We start from the raw sequence: 18,313 nt of genomic DNA, 5'->3' as shown, positions 1-18,313 counted from the left end.
CACGAAGTTGCAGTTCAGAGCGTTGAACAGCAATGGATTGGCTAACATTCGCGGCAGGTCAGTCAGGTTAGGCTACCCATAGTCCAACCTGCGCGACCGGCTTCAAGACTCCCGAACAACTGCGTGACCTGCTTCGAGTACTCCAGCACCAGGCAGAGCTCGAATCCTGCGGAGAATCAGGCCTCTGAACCGTTGGAACAAACCCTCCACCACAAGAAAGCTGACAGTTAACGACATCTGGTTCGGAACCGCCCCTAATGCCGCCGCTGAACACTGCGGTAAGTCAAGACTTCAGGAGCCGCTGAATTTACGCTGCGAAACCATCGTGCCGATTGAGAGGAGCCGAAAACGGTCCGCACCGGGAATAGCTAACTGCAACTCTTATTTCGCGCGGTTGATGCCCTGAACGCCGATCTGGACAAAAAGACGTTATCGGGCGAGCAATATACGAGGACGAACTGCAAGAGCGGCGGCTTGGCCTTACGGCACCATCGAGTCCGGATGCCGGCCTGGACGGGCCCTTTTCGCCCGGCTGCCTGCGAGACCGCGGCACGACTCGAATCCCAGCACCACACTCTGCAGACCAGCATCTTGGAACTCGAAACCGCCGACGGCATAGCGGCCTGCTCGGCTGTCCTCTACGATCGCACGGGCCAACTCGGCACTTGCGTAGTAACCGCCCTCTCCAATGCCGCCCGTCGAGTAGACCTGGCGCGTCCGCTGGACCTGGCGAACCGCTGACAGCATGTTCGGCGTCCCGGATGCTCCGACCAGGAGTGCCCGGGACGCCAGCGGTGCCGGGACTACGGAGCCAGCGGGATGGAACGGTTATACGACGCGAACGAGGCAACTGCAGGCCGTTCTCCCTGCCGATTACTCCCACGAAATCGCAGCGGTCAGCGCATCTCTGTCGACAGCCACCGGCGAACCCGACAGCAGCAACGGCGAAGCCGCCGGTCGCGCCCAGTGTGGATCTGACACGTGCCCCCAGTCGGACTCGAACCGACACTTTGCAGATTTTAAGTCTGCTGCCTCTGCCAATTGGGCTATAGGGGCGCCCGGTCAGCGTACCGACTCGTACTGCCGTACCGGAATTCCGTTCTGCAGGCTAGCGCATCCCCGGTGGTGGCCAGAGTAATGCCGCCATCGCACAGTCAGATCATCTAGTCGTGGGCGACCACCGGTGCGGTGCTGTCGGAGGAGTTCGCGCCAGGTCCGTTGGCGAGGACGGAATGGCGGCGGCTGTAGGCGAAGTAGACGATCAGGCCGATGACCATCCAGACGAGGAAGCGCAGCCAGGTTTCGACCGACAGGTTCAGCATCAACCAGAGGCAGGCGAGTACGGCGAGGATGGGGATGAGCGGGACCAAGGGCACGCGGAAGCCGCGCGGAAGCTCGGGTCGGGTGCGGCGCAGGATGAGAACGCCGATGGCGACCAGGACGAAGGCGAAGAGCGTGCCGATATTGACCATCTCCTCGAGGGTGCCGAAGTCCACGAAACCGGCGAGCACGGAGCAGACCACACCGACCACGATGGTCAACCGAACCGGAGTGCCGTTCTTGCCGGTGCGCGCGAGCTGACGCGGCATCAGTCCGTCGCGCGACATGGCGAACAGCACGCGGGTCTGTCCGAGGAACAGCACCATGACGACCGTGGTGAGTCCGGCGAGCGCGCCGATGGAGATGATGTTTTTGGTCCAGGTGGCGCCGTGTTGCGCGAAAGCCGTCGCGAGCGTTGCTTTGTCGCCCGATAGTGCGGTGTAGGGCACCATCCCGGTGAGGATCAGGGATACCGCGACATAGAGAATGGTGACGATGACCAGCGAGCCGAGGATGCCGCGCGGCAACGAGCGTTGCGGATTCTTCGTCTCCTCCGCCGTCGTCGCGACGACATCGAAGCCGATAAACGCGAAGAACACCAGACTGGCCGCGGCGAGCAGACCGTACCAGCCGAACGTGCTGTGTCCGGCGCCGGTGAAGTAGGAGAACAGCGACTGGTGCAGCCCCTCTCCTTCCGCACCGGACTGCGACGACGGGATGTAGGGCGTCAGGTTCGACTTGTCGAAGTAGGTGGCGCCGACGACGAGAACCACCGCGATAACGCTCAACTTGATGGCGACGGCCACCGCCGAAACCCGCGAGGACACCTTGGTGCCGACCGCCAGCAGCACACCCAAAACCGCGATAAGAAATACCGCACCCCAGTCGAAGTCGATCGGCCCCAGATGCGCGATCGGCGAATGCGATCCCATCACCTCACCGAGGTACTGCGACCATCCCTTGGCGACAACCGACACCGCGAGCGCGAACTCCAGGATCAGATCCCAGCCGATGATCCATGCGACGAGCTCGCCGAAGGTGGCGTAGGAGAACGTGTACGCGCTGCCCGCCACTGGAACCGTCGAGGCGAATTCGGCGTAGCACAGCGCGGTCAACCCACAGGCGATGGCGGCGAAGACGAAGGCCAGGGAAACCGAAGGTCCGGCGACATTGCCCGCGGTGCGTGCGGTGAGCGTGAAGATGCCTGCCCCGACGACCACGGCGACACCGAAGATGGTGAGGTCCCAGGCGGTCAGATCCTTGCGCAGTTTCGAGTCGGGTTCGTCGGTGTCCCGGATGGACTGCTCGACCGATTTGGTACGGAACAGACCGCCCCATCGAGTTCCTGGGGTCGCCAACACTGTCTCCTTGCTGTCGTCGACGGGTTCTGTATTCGATTGCGGCGCTCCCCGGGCCCTCCGGGGTAACGCAAGCTGCCGCCTCCATACCCGTCGCTCACGCCGCTGTATTCAATTGCGGCGCTCCCGGGGCCCTCCGCGGTTACACAAGCTGCCGCCTCCATACCCGTCGCTCACGCCGCTGTATTCAATTGCGGCGCTCCCGGGGCCCTCCGGGGTTACACAAGCTGCCGCCTCCATACCCGTCGCTCACGCCGCTGTGTCGATTCTCCCTAGTGCACACCGGCCATATGTCGGCGCACCCATGGTGTGAGTGCGACGACGATCAGACCGGCACAGATCGCCACTGCTCCGGTGATTCCGAAGTACGCGAATTCGTGGTCCGCGTCATAGAACCGAGCCAAAGTACCGGACATCGAGGTTCCGATGCCAATGGAGAAGAAGTACAGCGCCATCATCTGGGCACGGAACGCCTCGGGCGCCAACTGCGTGGTGACCGAGAGACCGATCGGGGAAAGCAGCAGCTCGGAGACCGCGAATGCGCCCATGATGAGCAGCACGGCCAGCGCTGGCACCGATTTGCCACTGCTCCCCGAGAACAGCACGAACAACCAGAACGCCAGCCCCATGCCGATGACGCCGAGGGCGAATTTGCGCGGTGTACTCGGGGCACGATTGCCCAGCTTGGTCCACATGAGCGCGAACAGCGGCGACAGGCAGATGATCCACACCGGCTCCGCCGCGCCGATCCAGTTCGACGGTGCGGTCCAGCCGAAGATGGTCCACCGCAACCGTTCATCGGAATACACCGCGAGGACTGTGAAGATCTGCTGGAACAGCGACCAGAAAACCGCATTCGCGATGAACAGCGGTATGAAAGCACGAACCCGGCTGCGCTCGACCGACGTTACCTTTGCGCTGGTCAGCATGAGTACGAAGTAGGCGAGCGCGGCCCCGATGATGACGACGGTGGTGACCTCGGACAGGTTGTCCAAGTTCACCAGGCCGGTGATCAATGCCAGCGCGACCACGATGGCCGCCCCGGCCACGATGCCCAGTATCGGTCCGACGGCGTTGCGCGGCAACGGATTGGGCACATGCCTGCCCGCAGTGCCGAGGTTGCGCCGGAACACCACGTACTGCGTCAGCCCCAACGCCATGCCCACCGCGGCCGCACCGAAGCCGTAGTGAAAGCCCCAATGCCGTTGCAGCAGACCGGTGAGCAGCGGGCCGACGAACGCACCGAGGTTGATGCCCAGATAGAACAGCGTGAAGCCGCCGTCCAAGCGCGGATCACCCGGCCGGTAGAGGGTGCCGAGCAGCGAGGAGGCATTGGCCTTCAGTCCGCCGCTGCCGAGCGCGACCAGCACCAGGCCGACTCCGACACCGCTCACTCCGGGCAGAACCGCCAGCGCGATATGCCCGGCCACGACCACAACGCCGCCATAGAAGACGGTGCGTTCCATACCGATCAATCGATCGGCGATCCACCCGCCGAGCACCGTGGACAGATACACCAGCCCGCCGTACGCGCCGACGATCCCGACACCGGTGCTCTGCGATAAACCCAGTCCGCCCTCGGTCGTCGAGTAGTACAGGTAGTACCCGAGGATGGTGAGCATTCCGTAGAACGAGAAGCGCTCCCAGAGTTCGACTCCGAAGAGATTGGTCAACCCGATGGGGTGACCGAATAGGTTTCGCTCCCGAACCGGTTGCTCCGCCATTGCTGCGTCGGACATGCTCAGACCCTCCCATATGGGCGGGAATTTTCCGGCATCCTGAACCAGGAATTCCCTGCTCACAGCCGATATGTCCAGACATGCGAGTCGCCGCCGGAGCAATCCGCCAACCGGTCCTCCACCTTGGAGGTACCCGTCCAGTGCGCTCTTTCAGCGAATTACAGGCAATGTCGAATATTCGTCGGCCGCGATCGGTGACGCACAGCACTCGACGAGAAAACCGGAGAATCTGCCGGTAAAGTTCGCCTCGCTGGACGGGGAAACCTCGTTTGTTGGCTGGACGGGGGAACCTGATGAAGCGCTCGAGCGCCCGTGCGGCGCTGCTGCTCGCCGTGATCGGCGCGCTGGTGTCGGTGCTCGGCTCCGGATGCGCGTCGGTATCCGCGGTGGATGCCGAGCCCGTTGAGGGTGCACCGCAGGAACCGCCACTGACGGCCAACACCCTGCACGCGGAGTTGCGCTTGTCTCCGCTGCGGTGTCAGCTGCCACCGATCGAGATGAGCGCGGAGGGTCAGCGGCAATTCGTCCAGACCGAACTGGACTGCCTGACGAAGGCCTGGGATCCGGCGCTGCGCGCGGCGGGTATGACCCTCGCGCCGCTGCAACTCGTGGTGGTCGACAACGTGACGACCGGATGCTCGAAACAGGTTCAGTCCACCGATCCGGCGTTCTATTGCGGCGGCACTGTGTACTGGCCGACCGACGACCCCATCCATCGGGGGTGGGGTTCGCAACTCGGGCAGTACCTGATGTTCGTCGTGATGCACGAATACGGCCACCACCTACAGTCCTCTACCGGCATCCTGCGCACCGCCGATCGAGATATCGGTACCGCGGGCGAGAAGTCACCGCTCGGATTGGAACTCAGCCGACGCATCGAACTCCAAGCCCAGTGCCTGGCGGGCGTGATGCTGGCGGCAGCGCAGGCAGGCGGCATATTGCCCCCGGCAGAGGCCGCGGATCTGATCGATATCCAATCCGATACCGAAGAGGATCCGACCCACGGCACCGGGGTGAACAGTCGGCGCTGGGTCGAATCGGGTTACCGCAGCGCCTCGACATCATCGTGCAACACCTGGGCGGCCGCGCTCGACAAGGTGGAATGACCGCGCAGGGGCGACGGACGGCAAGCGGCCGGGCGGGGTACCAGGTCGTGATCTCGTCGTAGCAGCTCACGGTCGTCGTGAAGTGGATATGTCGCGCGACGGCCGCGATAGAGCGTCAGGCGATGGACAGGGCTATGCCGTCGAGGATGTCGTGTTCGCTGACGGTGAGGGCGGAAATGTCGGCGCGGCGGGACAGTTCGTAAGCGAGCACCTCGGTGATGACGGCGCCGCCGCCGATCACGTCGACACGGCCGGGATGCATGGGGCCGAGGGCGGCGCGCTCGTCGTGGTTCATGCCGATCAGGCGATCGCAGACCTCGCGCACTTGGTCCAAGGTGAGGCTGGTGAGATGGACACGCTCCGAATCGTATTCGGGCAGATCGAGGGCGACGGCGGCGATAGTGGTCATGGTGCCCGCTACGCCGACCCAGGTGTGCGCGCCTTCGACCGGCACCTTCGCGAATGCCTCCGCCAGTCGCTCGGTGGCGAATTCCCGTGCGGCGGCAACCTGTTCGGCGGTCGGTGGATTGCCCGGCAGGCACCGCTCGGTAATGCGTACGCAGCCGATATCGGCGGAGAATGCGGCACGCACACCATCGCTGTCGCCGACGACGAGTTCGGTGGAGCCGCCGCCGAGATCGACGACAACGAAGGGCCCTGCCTCGCTGGCCAATTCGCCGACCGCACCGGCGAAGGACAGCCGTGCCTCCTCGTCACCGGTGATCACCTCGGCCTCCGCACCCGCCACCACGGTGCCGAGTTCGGCACGGGCCATGGCGAAGAAGTCCTCGCGGTTGGCGGCATCGCGAGTCGCGGAGGTCGCGACCATCCGCACCCGACTCACCCCCGCCTCCCGCATCAGCGCGACATAATCGGCGAGCGCGACCCTGGTGCGCTCGATCGCCTCCGACGCAAGCGCCCCGGTCGCATCCACCCCCTGCCCCAGCCGCACAATGCGCATCTCCCGATGCACATCCACCAACCGCCCATCGCCGAGCACCTCGGCGATCAATAGTCGAATCGAATTCGTCCCGCAATCGACTGCCGCTACCCGATTACTCATGCTCAGCTCCGCTCATATCAGCACCGGTTCATTTCCCACTCGCGCTCACCGCGCGCCCAGTCATCCCAGCGCCTACGCCGCCCGCCGCAGCACCCACGCTCAGCGCATCGCGGACGCTCACCGCGGCACCCGCAGACGTCACAGCACCCGCATATGTCGCGGCACCCGTGCTCATTGCAGCACCCACGCCCAGCGCGACACCCCACGCCTCGCGACACCCCACGCCTCGCGACATCCACGCGCACCACAGCGGCGCCCACGCCCGCTGCAGCATCCACGCCCAGCGCGACACCCCCACGGGTCACAGCACCCACAAGCGGCGCGGCACCCACAAGCGGCGCGATACCCACAGAGGTCGCGGCACCCACGCTCACCACAGTGCCCACGACCGCCGCGGCACCCACGCCCAGCGCACCATCCACACCCACTGCGGCACCCGCACACGCCCCGCCATTCGCACTGATCACAGCACGCATGTTCGCCCCAGCGCCCGTGGTCAATTCAAGCGCCGCGCTCATGTCATTGCCCGTTGGTCGGAGCGTGAGGTGGCTCGTATTTCGGCCAGTCGGCCGGGACCGCGGTGCCGCGCAGACCGCTGTCGGCCGCCATGGCTACTGCTTCGTCGCCGAAGGGGTTGACACCCGGGCCCTTGGCGAGGGAGTGGGCGATCAGGACGTGCAGGCATTTCACTCGTTCGGGCATGCCGCCGCCGGTGAAATCGGTGCCGAGGGATTCGATTTCATTGCGCTCGGCCAGGTAACTCTCGTGGGCGGCGCGGTAGGCGGCGGCCAATTCGGGGTCGGTGGCGAGGCGTTCGGTCATTTCCCGCATGACGCCCGCGGATTCCTGCCTGCTCGCCTCGGCGGTGAGGCGCGGATCGGTCAGGTAGTAGAGGGTCGGGAACGGGGTGCCATCGGGCAGCCGCGGCGCGGTCTTGACCACCGCGGGCAGCCCGTCCGGAGTGCGGTAGGCGACGGCGAGTACGCCGCGCGGTTCGCGTCCCAGCTGCTTGGCGATGATCTCGAGATCGCGGTCGTTCGGTGCGGTCACCTGGGTCCTTCCGGTGCTGGCTGCGGCGCGGCGGGCGGCGCGTGCTGAAGCCCTGCGGGCGCGGGGGCCTGCTGCGGTTGCGAAATACTGCGCCAGAGTTCGGTGTACCAGGGCTCGGGCGCTTTCGACTGGGTCGGTGCGGGGGGCGGCGCGGGCGCTTCGATACCGGGCACCTGGACGATATAGGGCGTCTCACCCGGCATCACCAGCCGCAACCGGTCCCTGGCCTCGGAGCGCACATAGGCCGGATCCTGTTGCTGCGCACGGCGATCCCGCAGCTTGGCGAGATCGGCCTCGAGTTCGATGCGCTCCTGCGCCAAGTGCGCGGCCTCGGCGCGCTGGGTGAAATAGGTGCGTAGTGGTACGGCCAAAGTCAGCGCGAGTGCGCACACGACGATGGCCAGGATGACCGCTTTACCGGTGGATAGCCCGAGGATGGTGCGATCGTGCTTGTCCTCGTGCCTACCGGAGCGCAGACCTATCTTTTGCGGCTTGGCCTTCTCGGCGGCTTCGGACCGTCTGCGGGTCGTGCGCTTCGGTGCGGCCGCCGGCGATTCGGCGGCCGGGCGCGATCTGGCAGAACGCGACGTGCGGCGGTTCCCACGTCCGGCCGGACTGGATCCACGCGCACGTCGCTCTGTCATACCGCTCCTGTATCTAACTTGCGGCGCTCCCGGGGCCGTCCGTGGTTACGAGGGCTGCCTCCTCCGGGCCCGTCGCTCGCACCGCGGCTGGCTAGCCTTCGAACGCGAACCGCGGGAACGCGACGTCACCCGCGTACCGTGCCGAATCACCGAGTGCATCCTCGATGCGCAGCAGCTGGTTGTATTTGGCGACGCGCTCGCTGCGGGCCGGGGCCCCGGTCTTGATCTGACCGCTGCCGACCGCGACGGCCAGGTCGGCGATGGTGGTGTCCTCGGTCTCACCGGAGCGGTGGCTCATCATCGTCTTGTAGCCGTTGCGGTGCGCGAGCTCGACGGCATCCAGAGTCTCGGTCAGCGTGCCGATCTGGTTGACCTTCACCAGCAGCGCATTGGCCGCGCCCTTGGTGATGCCTTCCTCCAGGCGCTCCGGGTTGGTGACGAACAGGTCGTCGCCGACCAACTGCACCTTGTCGCCGATCTGATCGGTCAGCGTGACCCAGCCGTCCCAGTCGTCCTCCGAGAGCGGGTCCTCGATGGAGACCAGGGGGTAGGCGGCGAGCAGTTCGGCGTAGAACTGCGCCATCTCGGCGGCCGAGCGGACGCTGCCCTCGAACTTGTAACCGCTGCCAGCGGTGTAGAACTCGGTGGCGGCGACATCGAGTGCGAGCGCGACATCGGTGCCCAGCTTCAAGCCCGTCTTCGCGATGGCGACACCGATCAGGTCGAGCGCTTCCTTGGTGCCCGCGACCGACGGTGCGAAACCGCCCTCGTCACCGAGACCGGTGGACAGGCCCTTGGACTTCAGTACCGACTTGAGCGCGTGGTACACCTCGGCGCCCCAGCGCAGCGACTCCTTGAAGGTGGTCGCGCCGATCGGGGCGACCATGAACTCCTGGACGTCGACGCCGCTGTCGGCGTGCGCGCCACCGTTGAGGATGTTCATCATCGGCACGGGGAGCACATGCGCGTTCGGGCCGCCCAGATAGCGGAACAGCTCCAGGCCCGAGGATTCGGCGGCGGCGCGGGCCACCGCGAGCGAGACGCCGAGCAGGGCGTTCGCGCCGAGGCGGGACTTGTCCGGGGTGCCGTCCAGATCCAGCAGGACCTGGTCGACGGTGCGCTGCTCGACCGCGTCCAGACCGATGACGGCAGGCGCGATCTCGTCGAGCACACCCTCGACGGCCTTCTGCACACCCTTGCCGCCATAGCGCTCGCCGCCGTCGCGCAGTTCGACGGCCTCGTGCTCACCGGTGGAGGCACCGGAGGGCACGGCAGCCCTGGTCAGGGTGCCGTCGTCGAGGGCGATCTCGACCTCGACAGTGGGGTTTCCGCGAGAATCGAGGATCTCGCGAGCTCCGACCTGTTCGATGATGGCCACGAAAACGACACTCCTTCGGCTGTTGGCACGGTAGGTCTGACGGGAAGGGCCGTGCGCCTGCGAGCCTAGCGTCCTCGACGACTGCGCAGTAACCGGCACTCCGACGAATCGCATCGCACTCTCGCGACGAGCATCCGTTGTTTGCTCCAACGAGTGCTCATGCCCGGCGCCCGACGCTGTACGCGGCGGCGCGATCACGGACGGTCAATAGGTAGGCATTGGACTGGTTGTAGGTCAATAGAGCCTGCTGCCAGCCGCGCTCGGAGGTCAGATCGCCACCGCTCGCGCACAGGTAGCGGGCCGCGGTGAGTGCTGCGTCATCGATATTTTGCGGATCCGCGACACCGTCGCCATTGGCATCGACACCCCAGCGCTTCCAGGTCTCCGGAATGAATTGCAGTGGGCCCAGCGCCCTGTCGAACTCCGGATCGCCGTCGAGCTTGCCGCTGTCGGTGTCCTTGACAAGTGCCACTCCCGGCGCACCGTCGAGTGGGATGCCGATGATCGGCGGGCGCACGGTGCCATCCGCGTCGACCGCCGAACCGCGATGGGTGCCGTGCTTACTCTCCACGCTGGCGATCCCGGCAATGGTGGTCCAGGCGATTCCGCAGTCGGGCCGGGACCGGCCCATGATCGCCGCGGCATAGCCGTACGACTCCAGGGCAACACTCGGAATGCCGAGTTTGTCGGATTGCTCGTCGGCCCAGTCGCGTAACTGCACGGCGGTACGGCCGGGCGCGTCCAGATCGATCAGCGGCAGCGGCGTACCCGGACCGGGCGGAATGCCCTCGGGAATGGGCGGCAGATTGCGTTCGGCGCCGCAACCGGCGAGCACGAGGGTCACCATCGCGGCGACCAATACGCCGGTCAGCTTCGCGAGCATTCCTCCATCATCCGGATCCGAACGACCATTCCCGCGAAGCACGCGTCGCGCCGAGCCCAACGTCATGTATCCCTCCCCCTTGCAGACCCCAGCATGCCCGGTGGTCATGCGCTCCGTGATCCGAGATTACCGAGCAGATCGTCGATTACGCAGCCGTCGATTCGCCCTCGCAGAACTACCGTGCATCACGCACAAGCTGTACGGGAAACGCCTAACCGAGGAGTTCGCGGGTCGCGCTGTGCGCCGGGGTGGTGAGGACCGCTGTCGCCGAGCCGGATTCGACAATCCGGCCGTGGTCGAGGACGACCAGTTGCGAGCAGTGTCCGGTGACCAGGGTCATATCGTGGGTGATTACGAGTAGGCCGGTGCCGTGTTCGGCGCGGATGCGGTCCAGCAGCGTCATGATCGAGATAGCGGTGTTGTGGTCCAGGGCCGAGGTGATCTCGTCGCAGATCAGCACGGCCGGCTCGGCCGCGAGCGCTCTGGCAAGTGCCACTCGCTGGCGTTGGCCGCCGGAGAGTTCGTGCGGGTAGCGGGTGGCAAGATCCGGCGCGAGTTCGACCGAGTCGAGTAGATCGGTAATACGCTGCGCCAGTCCTCGTTTCGATACCCCAGCGAGTCGGCGCAGCGGGCGGCCCAGGGCCTGGGCGACGGTGCGTCGGGGGTTGAGCGCGGACCGCGGGTTCTGCGTAACCAGCTGAATACCATTGCGGCCGTTGCGAGCTCGTCGGCCAGGTCCGACCGGGATCGACTCGCCTCGCAGTTCCAGCGATCCGGTCGCTTCCCGGTGCAGGCCGGCGAGCACCCGCGCGAGAGTGGTCTTTCCGGCTCCCGACGCCCCTACGATCGCCAGTGCCGCACCGCCCGGCAGTACGAAATCGATGTCCGCCAATACTTCGTGCCCGGCGATCGAGGCACCGATATCCTGGGCGCGCAGTATGGGTTCCATCGGTTGCGCAGCCGACTCGACAGTCCTCGAGCGCACTGCCACCGCCCCCTGCCCTACGGGCTGCGCAGCCGAGCTTGCGATGTCGATGTTTCGGCCGAAAGGCACCTCCGGTGCCATCGCCGATCTCACGATCGACGCGGCGCTCCCGTTCGGTTGCGATGAATTCGATGCACTCGAACATGTCGGCACAGCTGTGTGGGCGATTACCTCGGAATGCACCGCGCCTAGTTCGATCACGTTATCGGCGATGGCATGGATAGTCGCGGTGTCGTGCCCGGACAGCAAGATTGCGGCGGAGCGCTCGGTGGCGATATCGGCAAGCACCTGGGCGATATCGGTACGGAGTGAACCGTGCAGCCCGGCCAGGGGTTCATCGAGAATGAGGATCCCGGTGTGGCGAACGAGCGCACGCGCGAGGGCCACCCGACGCTGCTGACCGCCGGAGAGTTCGCCGGGGCGACGGCGCAAATGCTCGTCGGATAGGCCGACCAGTTCCAGGGTTTCGGCCACGGCGGCGTCGGGGTGGCGAACCTCATTCAGCAGGGAACGCACCCGCATCAGCGGATTGAGGGCCGAGCCGGGATCTTGTCCGACATAGGCGACATGATCACGCCGGAACCGTTGCAGCGCTCCAGGAGGCAACGCGAATACATCCTGTCCGGCCACAACGGCCGCCCCCGCGGATCGCCGGGCTCCTGCTGGCAAGTGCCCGAGCAATGCCCGCATCAAGGTTGTCTTGCCCGATCCCGATGGACCGGTCAAGGCGGCTACCTTGCCCGCCGCGACGCTGAAACTGGTGGGCTCGAACAATTCCTGACCATTCGATCCGCATACGGTCAGCGCATCGACGACGACAGTCGCATTCATCTCTGGTCCTCCAAAGCATTGCCCACCACCGGCGACTCCGTACCGGTCATCGACTCGGAACCGTGCGACCTGCGAACAGCCCATCGTCGCCGACGATGCTGATCGAACGAGGTCACCGCGAGATTCACGCTGACCGCGACCACCGCGATCGCCAGACTCGGCGCCAGCACGGACCATGGGTTGAGGAGCATGCCGGAGGAGTTCTCGCGCACCATGACCGCCCAGTTGCTCGCGCCGAGCGTGGTCGGCAGTTGCAGAAACGATGCGGTGCTGACCACATACACGCCCTCTACGAAGCGAAGACCGAGTTGCGCGGCCAATACCGCGCGCAAATTCGGGATAACCTCACGGAATACCAAGTGCGGCAGAGTTTCACCGCCGGCTTGGGCGGCTTCGACATAACCGCTGGACGCGACACCAGCAGCGGCCGCCGCGAAAACTCTTGCGCTGTACGGAGTCCCGAAAAGCAGCGCCACCACCACAAGCCCGTAGACACCGGCGTCCGGCCATGCCGTCAGCACCAACAAGATCCCGAGTACCGCCGGAAGCAGGATCGCGAAATCGGCAACGCCCTCGATCAACGCACCGACCCGGGGACGCAATGCCGCGATCGCACCGAGCACGCACGACAACCCGGTCACCGCGACCGCGATCACGCCCGCCAGCAACAGCAGGCCCCAACCGCCATAGAGCAGCTGCGCCAGCACATCCCGTCCGAGCCGGTCCGTACCCAACAAGGTGTCCGCACCCGATCGCGCGAACGGTATCCCGACCGCCTCCTCGGCAGGTCGAGTCGCCAGGCACGGACCGAGCGCAGCAGCGATAACCACCACCAGCGCGGGCAATACCGTGAGGAAACGCTTCACTTGCGACCTCCGGGACGTCGAAATCCGGTCATATTCGCCCCCGCGATGCCCAGGTCCGGATCCCGTCCGCCATGGCCAGCATCACCATGATGACCACCCCGGTCAGCGCGACCACCGCGGCGATCAGGGAGGTGTCCCGATCGGCCACCGAACCCGCCAGCACCGCACCGAGTCCTGGATAGTTGAAGATGGTCTCGACGACCAGCGCACCGCCGAGCAGCATCCCGACCGTGGTCGCGAAACTCGCCACAATCGTCGGCAGCGCGAACGGCAGCACATGCCGGGTCAGCACGACGGTAGTCGAAAGTCCTTCCAGCACCGCACTTTCCACATGCGGCGAGCGCGCGGAATCGAGTAGCGCCGCGCGCACCACCCGGGTGTTCCAGCCGGTCTGCGGTATCGCCAATGCGAGCACCGGAAGCACCAGCATGTCCGGACTGGCCGGGAATCCGGAACGCCCGGTAATGGTGACGGCGGGCAGCCAACCCAGACCCAAGGAGAACACCAGGATCAACAAGGTCGCGATGACGAACTCCGGAATCGCCGCCGCCGCAGTGGTAGTCGGCTGCAGCAACCGGGTAGCCCGGCCGCGCCGCGCCGCCCACCAGCTGCCGAGCAGAAGCGAAGCGAAGACCGTCACCAGGAAGGCGAGCCCGCCGAGTAGCAGCGTCGGCGGAAACTTATCGGCCAGTAGCTCATTGATCGATCGCCCGCGCGCGGTGCGGCCGAAATCACCGGTCGCCACACCGGATATCCAGTCGAGGAACCGCGCCGGCAGCGGACGGTCGAGGCCGAGCTCGTGTTCCTTCGCCGCGATCTGCTCCGCGGTCGCGTCGCGGCCGAGCACCGCACGGGCGGAATTACCCGGCAGCAGATCGACGGCCGCGAACACCGTCGCCAGCAGCGCGACCAGCAGGACGACGCGCCGGATGAGGAGTCGGGCGAAGGAGATCACTCCGCGAGCCAGGCTCGTTCCAACTGCACCCTGGCGAAGCCGCCGAGGGTCGGCACATCCCGCACCCGGGAGGTCGCGATATCGATACCGTCGGCCATGCCCCAGACCAGATAACCCCCGCGGGCGTACTGGATCCGCTGCACGTCACGGCAGGCCGCCGCGTATTCCGAGTCATCGGCCGCGGCAAGGGCTTTCGCAGTTGCCGCGTCGAATTCGGCATCCTTGAAGGCGGTTTCGTTGCGGTTGGATGCCGAGGACATCAGCTTGGTCGCGAAGAACAGTGTGGAGTCATTCGTGCCCCAGGAGACCGTGTACAGCGGTGCCTTCAACCAGGTCTGGTCGTAGAAGGTATTCGACTCCTGCGTCACGACATCGAGGTGCAGCCCGATATCCGCCAGCTGCGTGGCGATCACCTTCGCCGATTCGACCTCCCCCGGGGCCTCGGCCTTGGTACGGAACTGGTAGCTGCGCCCGGTATCGAATCCGGCATCGCGCAGCAGCGACTTCGCCCGGTCCACATCGCGGTTGCGCTGCGCAATGGTGTTGTCGTACAACGGATCACCGGTGCCGAGGATATCGTTCGCTACCGTGCCGTACCCCGAATGCACCTGATTGACCAGGGCCTTGCGATCGACACCCAGCCGAATGGCCTCGCGCACCCGCGCATCGGCGAACGGCCCGTCGGAGGTCCGCATCGCCACACCGACCATGGTGTCGTTGGACCGCCGCACCACCCGCAGATCACCGCGCCCCTCGGCGGTACGTCCCGCAATCGCACCGACATTCGAGGCCAGATCGATCTGCCCACCGAGCACCGCATTACCCAGTGCCGTCACGCTGTCGAACATGGTGACCTCGATCGCGTCCAGCAGTGGCGCCGGACCGTACCACCGATCGTTGCGCACCAGCCGGGCATTGCCACCCTGATAGGACTCCAACCGGAACGGCCCGGTGCCGATGGCCTTGGTGAAATCGGTGGTGTCTTTCTTGACTGTGAAGGTCATCAGCCGAACCAGCAGCGGCAGTTGGGAATTCGGCTCGGGCATGGCGATGACGACCCGGTTCGGACCGTCTGCGGTGATGTCCTCCACGGCGGCAGGCATTTTCGACGCACCGCCGACGGTCCGCAGCCGACGCAGCGACCAGACCACATCATCGGAGGTCACCGGGGTCCCGTCGTGGAATGTCGCACCGTCGGCGATGGTGAAACTCCAGCGGCGTCGCTGCGCATCGGCTTCCCACCGACTGGAAAGGCGCGCAGCAACATTCGGGTTCGCGCCGTGTACCGTCAGCGCGTCGTACACCAGCGAGGTGATGAGGAAATCGCTGTCATTGCTGAGATTCGCATGCGGATCGCGTTCGATGCGCGCCGCGCTGCCGAGCGCACCGACCCGCAGGGTGCCACCGCGCCGCGCGGGTCCGCCCGAATTGCCGCCGTCCGAACATGCGGCGACCAATAGCACCGCACCGACACCGAGTCCCGATCGCAGGAGTTGTCGTCGATTCCATTCCATGGTGCTGCCTTCCTCGAACCTCAACGAGTTACCCGCGCGCGACCGCGAACCCTAGCGAATCTAGCTAGGACAGGCTAGCCTAATAGGGCTCCGGGCGTTGAACTTTGCCGCAGCGCAGCTATCAGCCACTACCCCGAAGACGATGCCGCAAATTAGCTACAGCTAGCCGCGGCAGGCTCTGATCCCCGTCATGCAGATGCGCTATTTTACCGACTCGCTTAGGTAAGCCTTGCTTAACGCGGCGTGAGCCACTAGCTTCGCAGATCGAATCGTCATACCCCCGCTTTTCGACCCGATGCGAAGAAGGGATTCCAGGTGAAAGGCGTTCTCTCCGAACGTAAGACGCTTCACCCACTGGATATCGAACGGCGCGAGCTGCCGAGTACCGCCGGACACGCGGTGCGCGCCCTCGCCCGTGAGATATGTATCACGCTCGACTCCCGGCCCGATGGCACCGCCGATATCGCGCGCACGCTGACCGATCCGGCATTGCTCGCGCAAATCGATGCGCGCGTCGGCGAGTTGCCCGACGCGGTGCGCGTCGCCATGCGCCCGCCCGCCACCGCTGTTGGTGCCACCGTTGTCGGCAAATTGCCTCTGAGCGATGCCGAATTCGGGCCGACGCCGCCGAGTTGGGTCGAGGCGGCGCGCTGGAGTGGTGAATCCGACCGCCGCGCGAGCTCCTTCGAACTCGATATCGCGATGCTGCTGCTCGCCCGCAGCGCGGGTGAACCGTTCGGCTGGCAGGGTCAGCAGGGCGGCCGGCTGGTCAACAACATCGTGCCCTCGCCGGGTCACGAACACGAACAGTCCGGTGCGAGTAGCAAAACCCTGCTCAGCCCGCATACCGAGGACGCATTCCACCCGGACCGGGCCAACCTGCTGATGCTGGCCTGTCTGCGCAATCCGGACGGCGTCGGCACCACCGTCTCCTCGGTGCGCCGGACCGAACTCTCCGAGGACGAACGCCGACTACTCGGTACGCCGACCCTGCCGATCCTGCCCGACGTCTCCTACGGCACCGGTCACGAGCACTACTGCGCACCGCCGTTGCCAACGCTGTGGAGCGACGAATCAGCCGATGACACAGCGGGTTTGACGCTTCGCTACGATCCGGCATACACCCCGCTCGACGATGCCGATACCGAATTCCGACTGGCGTATGCGCGCCTCACCGCAGAGCTCGAACGCGTCTGCGTCACCGCCGCTCTCACCCCCGGTGAGCTATTGCTGGTGGACAATGACGTGGCCGTACACGGTCGGGTACCGTTCAGCGCGCGCTATGACGGCACCGACCGCTGGCTCAAGCGCGTCAATGTCCGCCTGCCCGAACGTCGGCGGCGGGCGGCCGAGGCCGACGAAAATGGTTATGGGCAACGGATCGTCGCCCCGTTCCGAGCGGCAAGCAACCCGCTCGCGATCGACGGTGTACCGGACCGGGCTAGCACCCGGAACGCAGTAAGGCTGGATACGACACAACATGATCGAGGAACCGTTGAGCACTCGTGACCGGAGCACACCACTGCGGGTGCTGAGCCGCAGCGACCTCGCGGACGTGCCCATCACACCCGCCGATGTAGTGCGCGCGGTGGAGGACGCGTATCTCGCCTTCGCCGCGGGTGATTCGGATAATCCGCGCAAACTCAGCGTCGCGAATCCGGACGGCTGGTCGGTGGCCTACGCCATGCTCGGGCGCGACGGCCGGCGCCGGGTCGTCGCGATGAAGACCTCCTACAAATTCGATCCCGGCCACGACCGCAGCACCAAGCGCTACTACACGACCATCACGCTCTACGACGACAGCACCGGCGCACCGATCGCCATGATGGACTGCGCCAGGGTCGGTGCGCTGCGCACCCCGGCGGTTTCGGCGCTGCTGGTGCGCGAGACCGCGCGCCGTGGCGCGGAGAGCGTGCTGCTGATCGGCACCGGCACTCAGGGCCGAAACGCCCTGCCGCACTTGCTCGCCGCCAACCCGCAGCTGCGCAAGCTGATGCTCTACGGCACCCACCCGGAGGGTCTGGCGGCGGTGCGCGATTACCTCGCCGAATACAACCCGCACGCATTGCTGGAGACCGTCGAGGATCCGCGCGCGGCCGCCGGTGTCGCCGATGTGGTGTTGGCGACGGCCGGGCCCGGCACCGAGGTCGCGATCGAATCCGAGGATCTCGCACCGGGTTCCACCGTCGTGCTCGTCGGCTACGGCTTGGCGCCGTCCACTCTGGTCGACGCCGATCGGGTAATCGCGACCAGCGCCGAGCAAATGGCGCTGACCGGCACCGATATGGCCGGTCCCGACGGCAGGTTGCGCACCGTCGACGCCGAACTGCCGCAGATCCTGAGCCGCCGCGCGGTCGCCCGACGCTCCGATGACGAACGAATCTTCGTCTACAACAGCGGGCTGGTACTGACCGATATCGCGGTGGCACACGCACTCGCCGAACGAGCCATTGCCGAGGGCCGCGGCACGGAGGTGCCGCTGTGGGACTAGACATCAGCGCCGTCGAGTTCGACAAGAAGGTGCGCGCCCCCGGCACCGCCGAACCCGACGGCACGCTGCTGTTCGACGACGGCTCGACCCGCGACAAGGCCGAACTCGGCGACCATCCGTCGAGTACCGG

General features: G+C 65.8%; 15 protein-coding genes and 1 tRNA gene. 4 read left to right on the top strand and 12 right to left on the bottom strand.

Annotated elements, in window-relative coordinates:
- Window positions 1-501: 501 nt before the first annotated feature.
- Window positions 502-741 carry a hypothetical protein gene (locus tag ACIBJI_RS02995; RefSeq protein ID WP_364341197.1) on the top strand — a complete coding sequence of 80 codons (240 nt, stop codon included), beginning with the start codon at window positions 502-504 and terminating at the stop codon, window positions 739-741.
- Between the two features lie 241 nt (window positions 742-982).
- Here ACIBJI_RS02995 and ACIBJI_RS02990 read toward each other — a convergent pair.
- From ACIBJI_RS02990 to ACIBJI_RS02980, 3 genes are all read right to left on the bottom strand, one after another.
- Window positions 983-1,056: transfer RNA gene (locus ACIBJI_RS02990), tRNA-Leu, on the bottom strand.
- Between the two features lie 107 nt (window positions 1,057-1,163).
- A complete protein-coding gene (locus tag ACIBJI_RS02985; RefSeq protein ID WP_396957266.1) occupies window positions 1,164-2,681 on the bottom strand; it encodes an amino acid permease in 1,518 nt (505 codons plus the stop codon).
- Window positions 2,682-2,950: 269 nt separating this feature from the next.
- Window positions 2,951-4,417, bottom strand: a complete 1,467-nt coding sequence (locus tag ACIBJI_RS02980) for an oligopeptide:H+ symporter (RefSeq protein WP_364341193.1) — start codon at window positions 4,415-4,417, stop codon at window positions 2,951-2,953.
- A gap of 293 nt (window positions 4,418-4,710) precedes the next feature.
- Between ACIBJI_RS02980 and ACIBJI_RS02975 the strand changes: the two genes are divergently transcribed.
- Window positions 4,711-5,523 carry a neutral zinc metallopeptidase gene (locus tag ACIBJI_RS02975; RefSeq protein WP_364341191.1) on the top strand — a complete coding sequence of 271 codons (813 nt, stop codon included), beginning with the start codon at window positions 4,711-4,713 and terminating at the stop codon, window positions 5,521-5,523.
- Window positions 5,524-5,638: 115 nt separating this feature from the next.
- Here ACIBJI_RS02975 and ACIBJI_RS02970 read toward each other — a convergent pair whose 3' ends face one another.
- The 9 genes from ACIBJI_RS02970 to ACIBJI_RS02930 all read right to left on the bottom strand — a co-directional run bounded on the left by ACIBJI_RS02970 (window position 5,639) and on the right by ACIBJI_RS02930 (window position 15,692).
- Window positions 5,639-6,586, bottom strand: coding sequence for a Ppx/GppA phosphatase family protein (locus tag ACIBJI_RS02970; protein WP_364341189.1), 948 nt, complete (start codon window positions 6,584-6,586; stop codon window positions 5,639-5,641).
- 519 nt (window positions 6,587-7,105) lie between these two features.
- The gene (locus ACIBJI_RS02965; protein ID WP_364341187.1) at window positions 7,106-7,636 is read right to left on the bottom strand and encodes a DUF501 domain-containing protein; all 531 of its coding nucleotides are present in this window, start codon (window positions 7,634-7,636) and stop codon (window positions 7,106-7,108) included.
- The gene (locus tag ACIBJI_RS02960) at window positions 7,633-8,280 is read right to left on the bottom strand and encodes a septum formation initiator family protein (protein ID WP_364341185.1); all 648 of its coding nucleotides are present in this window, start codon (window positions 8,278-8,280) and stop codon (window positions 7,633-7,635) included. Before ACIBJI_RS02960 ends, ACIBJI_RS02965 begins: the two co-directional genes overlap by 4 nt.
- Window positions 8,281-8,371: 91 nt before the next feature.
- Window positions 8,372-9,658: a phosphopyruvate hydratase gene (gene eno / locus ACIBJI_RS02955; RefSeq protein WP_364341183.1), complete on the bottom strand. Its 1,287-nt coding sequence runs from the start codon at window positions 9,656-9,658 to the stop codon at window positions 8,372-8,374.
- Between the two features lie 157 nt (window positions 9,659-9,815).
- Window positions 9,816-10,541 (bottom strand): lytic murein transglycosylase, encoded by a 726-nt coding sequence (locus ACIBJI_RS02950; protein WP_364341181.1) that lies wholly within the window; start codon window positions 10,539-10,541, stop codon window positions 9,816-9,818.
- A 211-nt stretch (window positions 10,542-10,752) separates the two neighbouring features.
- Window positions 10,753-12,357, bottom strand: coding sequence for an ATP-binding cassette domain-containing protein (locus tag ACIBJI_RS02945; RefSeq protein WP_364341179.1), 1,605 nt, complete (start codon window positions 12,355-12,357; stop codon window positions 10,753-10,755).
- Window positions 12,354-13,223 carry an ABC transporter permease subunit gene (locus tag ACIBJI_RS02940; protein ID WP_364341177.1) on the bottom strand — a complete coding sequence of 290 codons (870 nt, stop codon included), beginning with the start codon at window positions 13,221-13,223 and terminating at the stop codon, window positions 12,354-12,356. Before ACIBJI_RS02940 ends, ACIBJI_RS02945 begins: the two co-directional genes overlap by 4 nt.
- Before the next feature lie 28 nt (window positions 13,224-13,251).
- Window positions 13,252-14,178: an ABC transporter permease gene (locus ACIBJI_RS02935; protein ID WP_364341175.1), complete on the bottom strand. Its 927-nt coding sequence runs from the start codon at window positions 14,176-14,178 to the stop codon at window positions 13,252-13,254.
- Window positions 14,175-15,692, bottom strand: coding sequence for an ABC transporter substrate-binding protein (locus ACIBJI_RS02930; RefSeq protein WP_364341173.1), 1,518 nt, complete (start codon window positions 15,690-15,692; stop codon window positions 14,175-14,177). The genes ACIBJI_RS02935 and ACIBJI_RS02930 overlap by 4 nt, the downstream gene beginning before the upstream one ends.
- Window positions 15,693-16,007: 315 nt before the next feature.
- Here ACIBJI_RS02930 and ACIBJI_RS02925 point away from each other — a divergent pair, with 315 nt between their 5' ends.
- Both ACIBJI_RS02925 and ACIBJI_RS02920 read left to right on the top strand, forming a co-directional pair.
- Window positions 16,008-17,201 carry a TauD/TfdA family dioxygenase gene (locus ACIBJI_RS02925; RefSeq protein WP_364341171.1) on the top strand — a complete coding sequence of 398 codons (1,194 nt, stop codon included), beginning with the start codon at window positions 16,008-16,010 and terminating at the stop codon, window positions 17,199-17,201.
- Entirely contained in the window at window positions 17,173-18,183 is a 1,011-nt protein-coding gene (locus ACIBJI_RS02920; protein ID WP_364341169.1) for an ornithine cyclodeaminase family protein, read from the top strand. Before ACIBJI_RS02925 ends, ACIBJI_RS02920 begins: the two co-directional genes overlap by 29 nt.
- The last annotated feature ends 130 nt before the right edge of the window (window positions 18,184-18,313 follow it).

This window comes from Nocardia sp. NPDC050408, from assembly GCF_044458905.1.
In the GTDB taxonomy this organism is placed as follows: domain Bacteria; phylum Actinomycetota; class Actinomycetes; order Mycobacteriales; family Mycobacteriaceae; genus Nocardia.
This window is presented reverse-complemented; position numbering and strand designations above follow the sequence as displayed.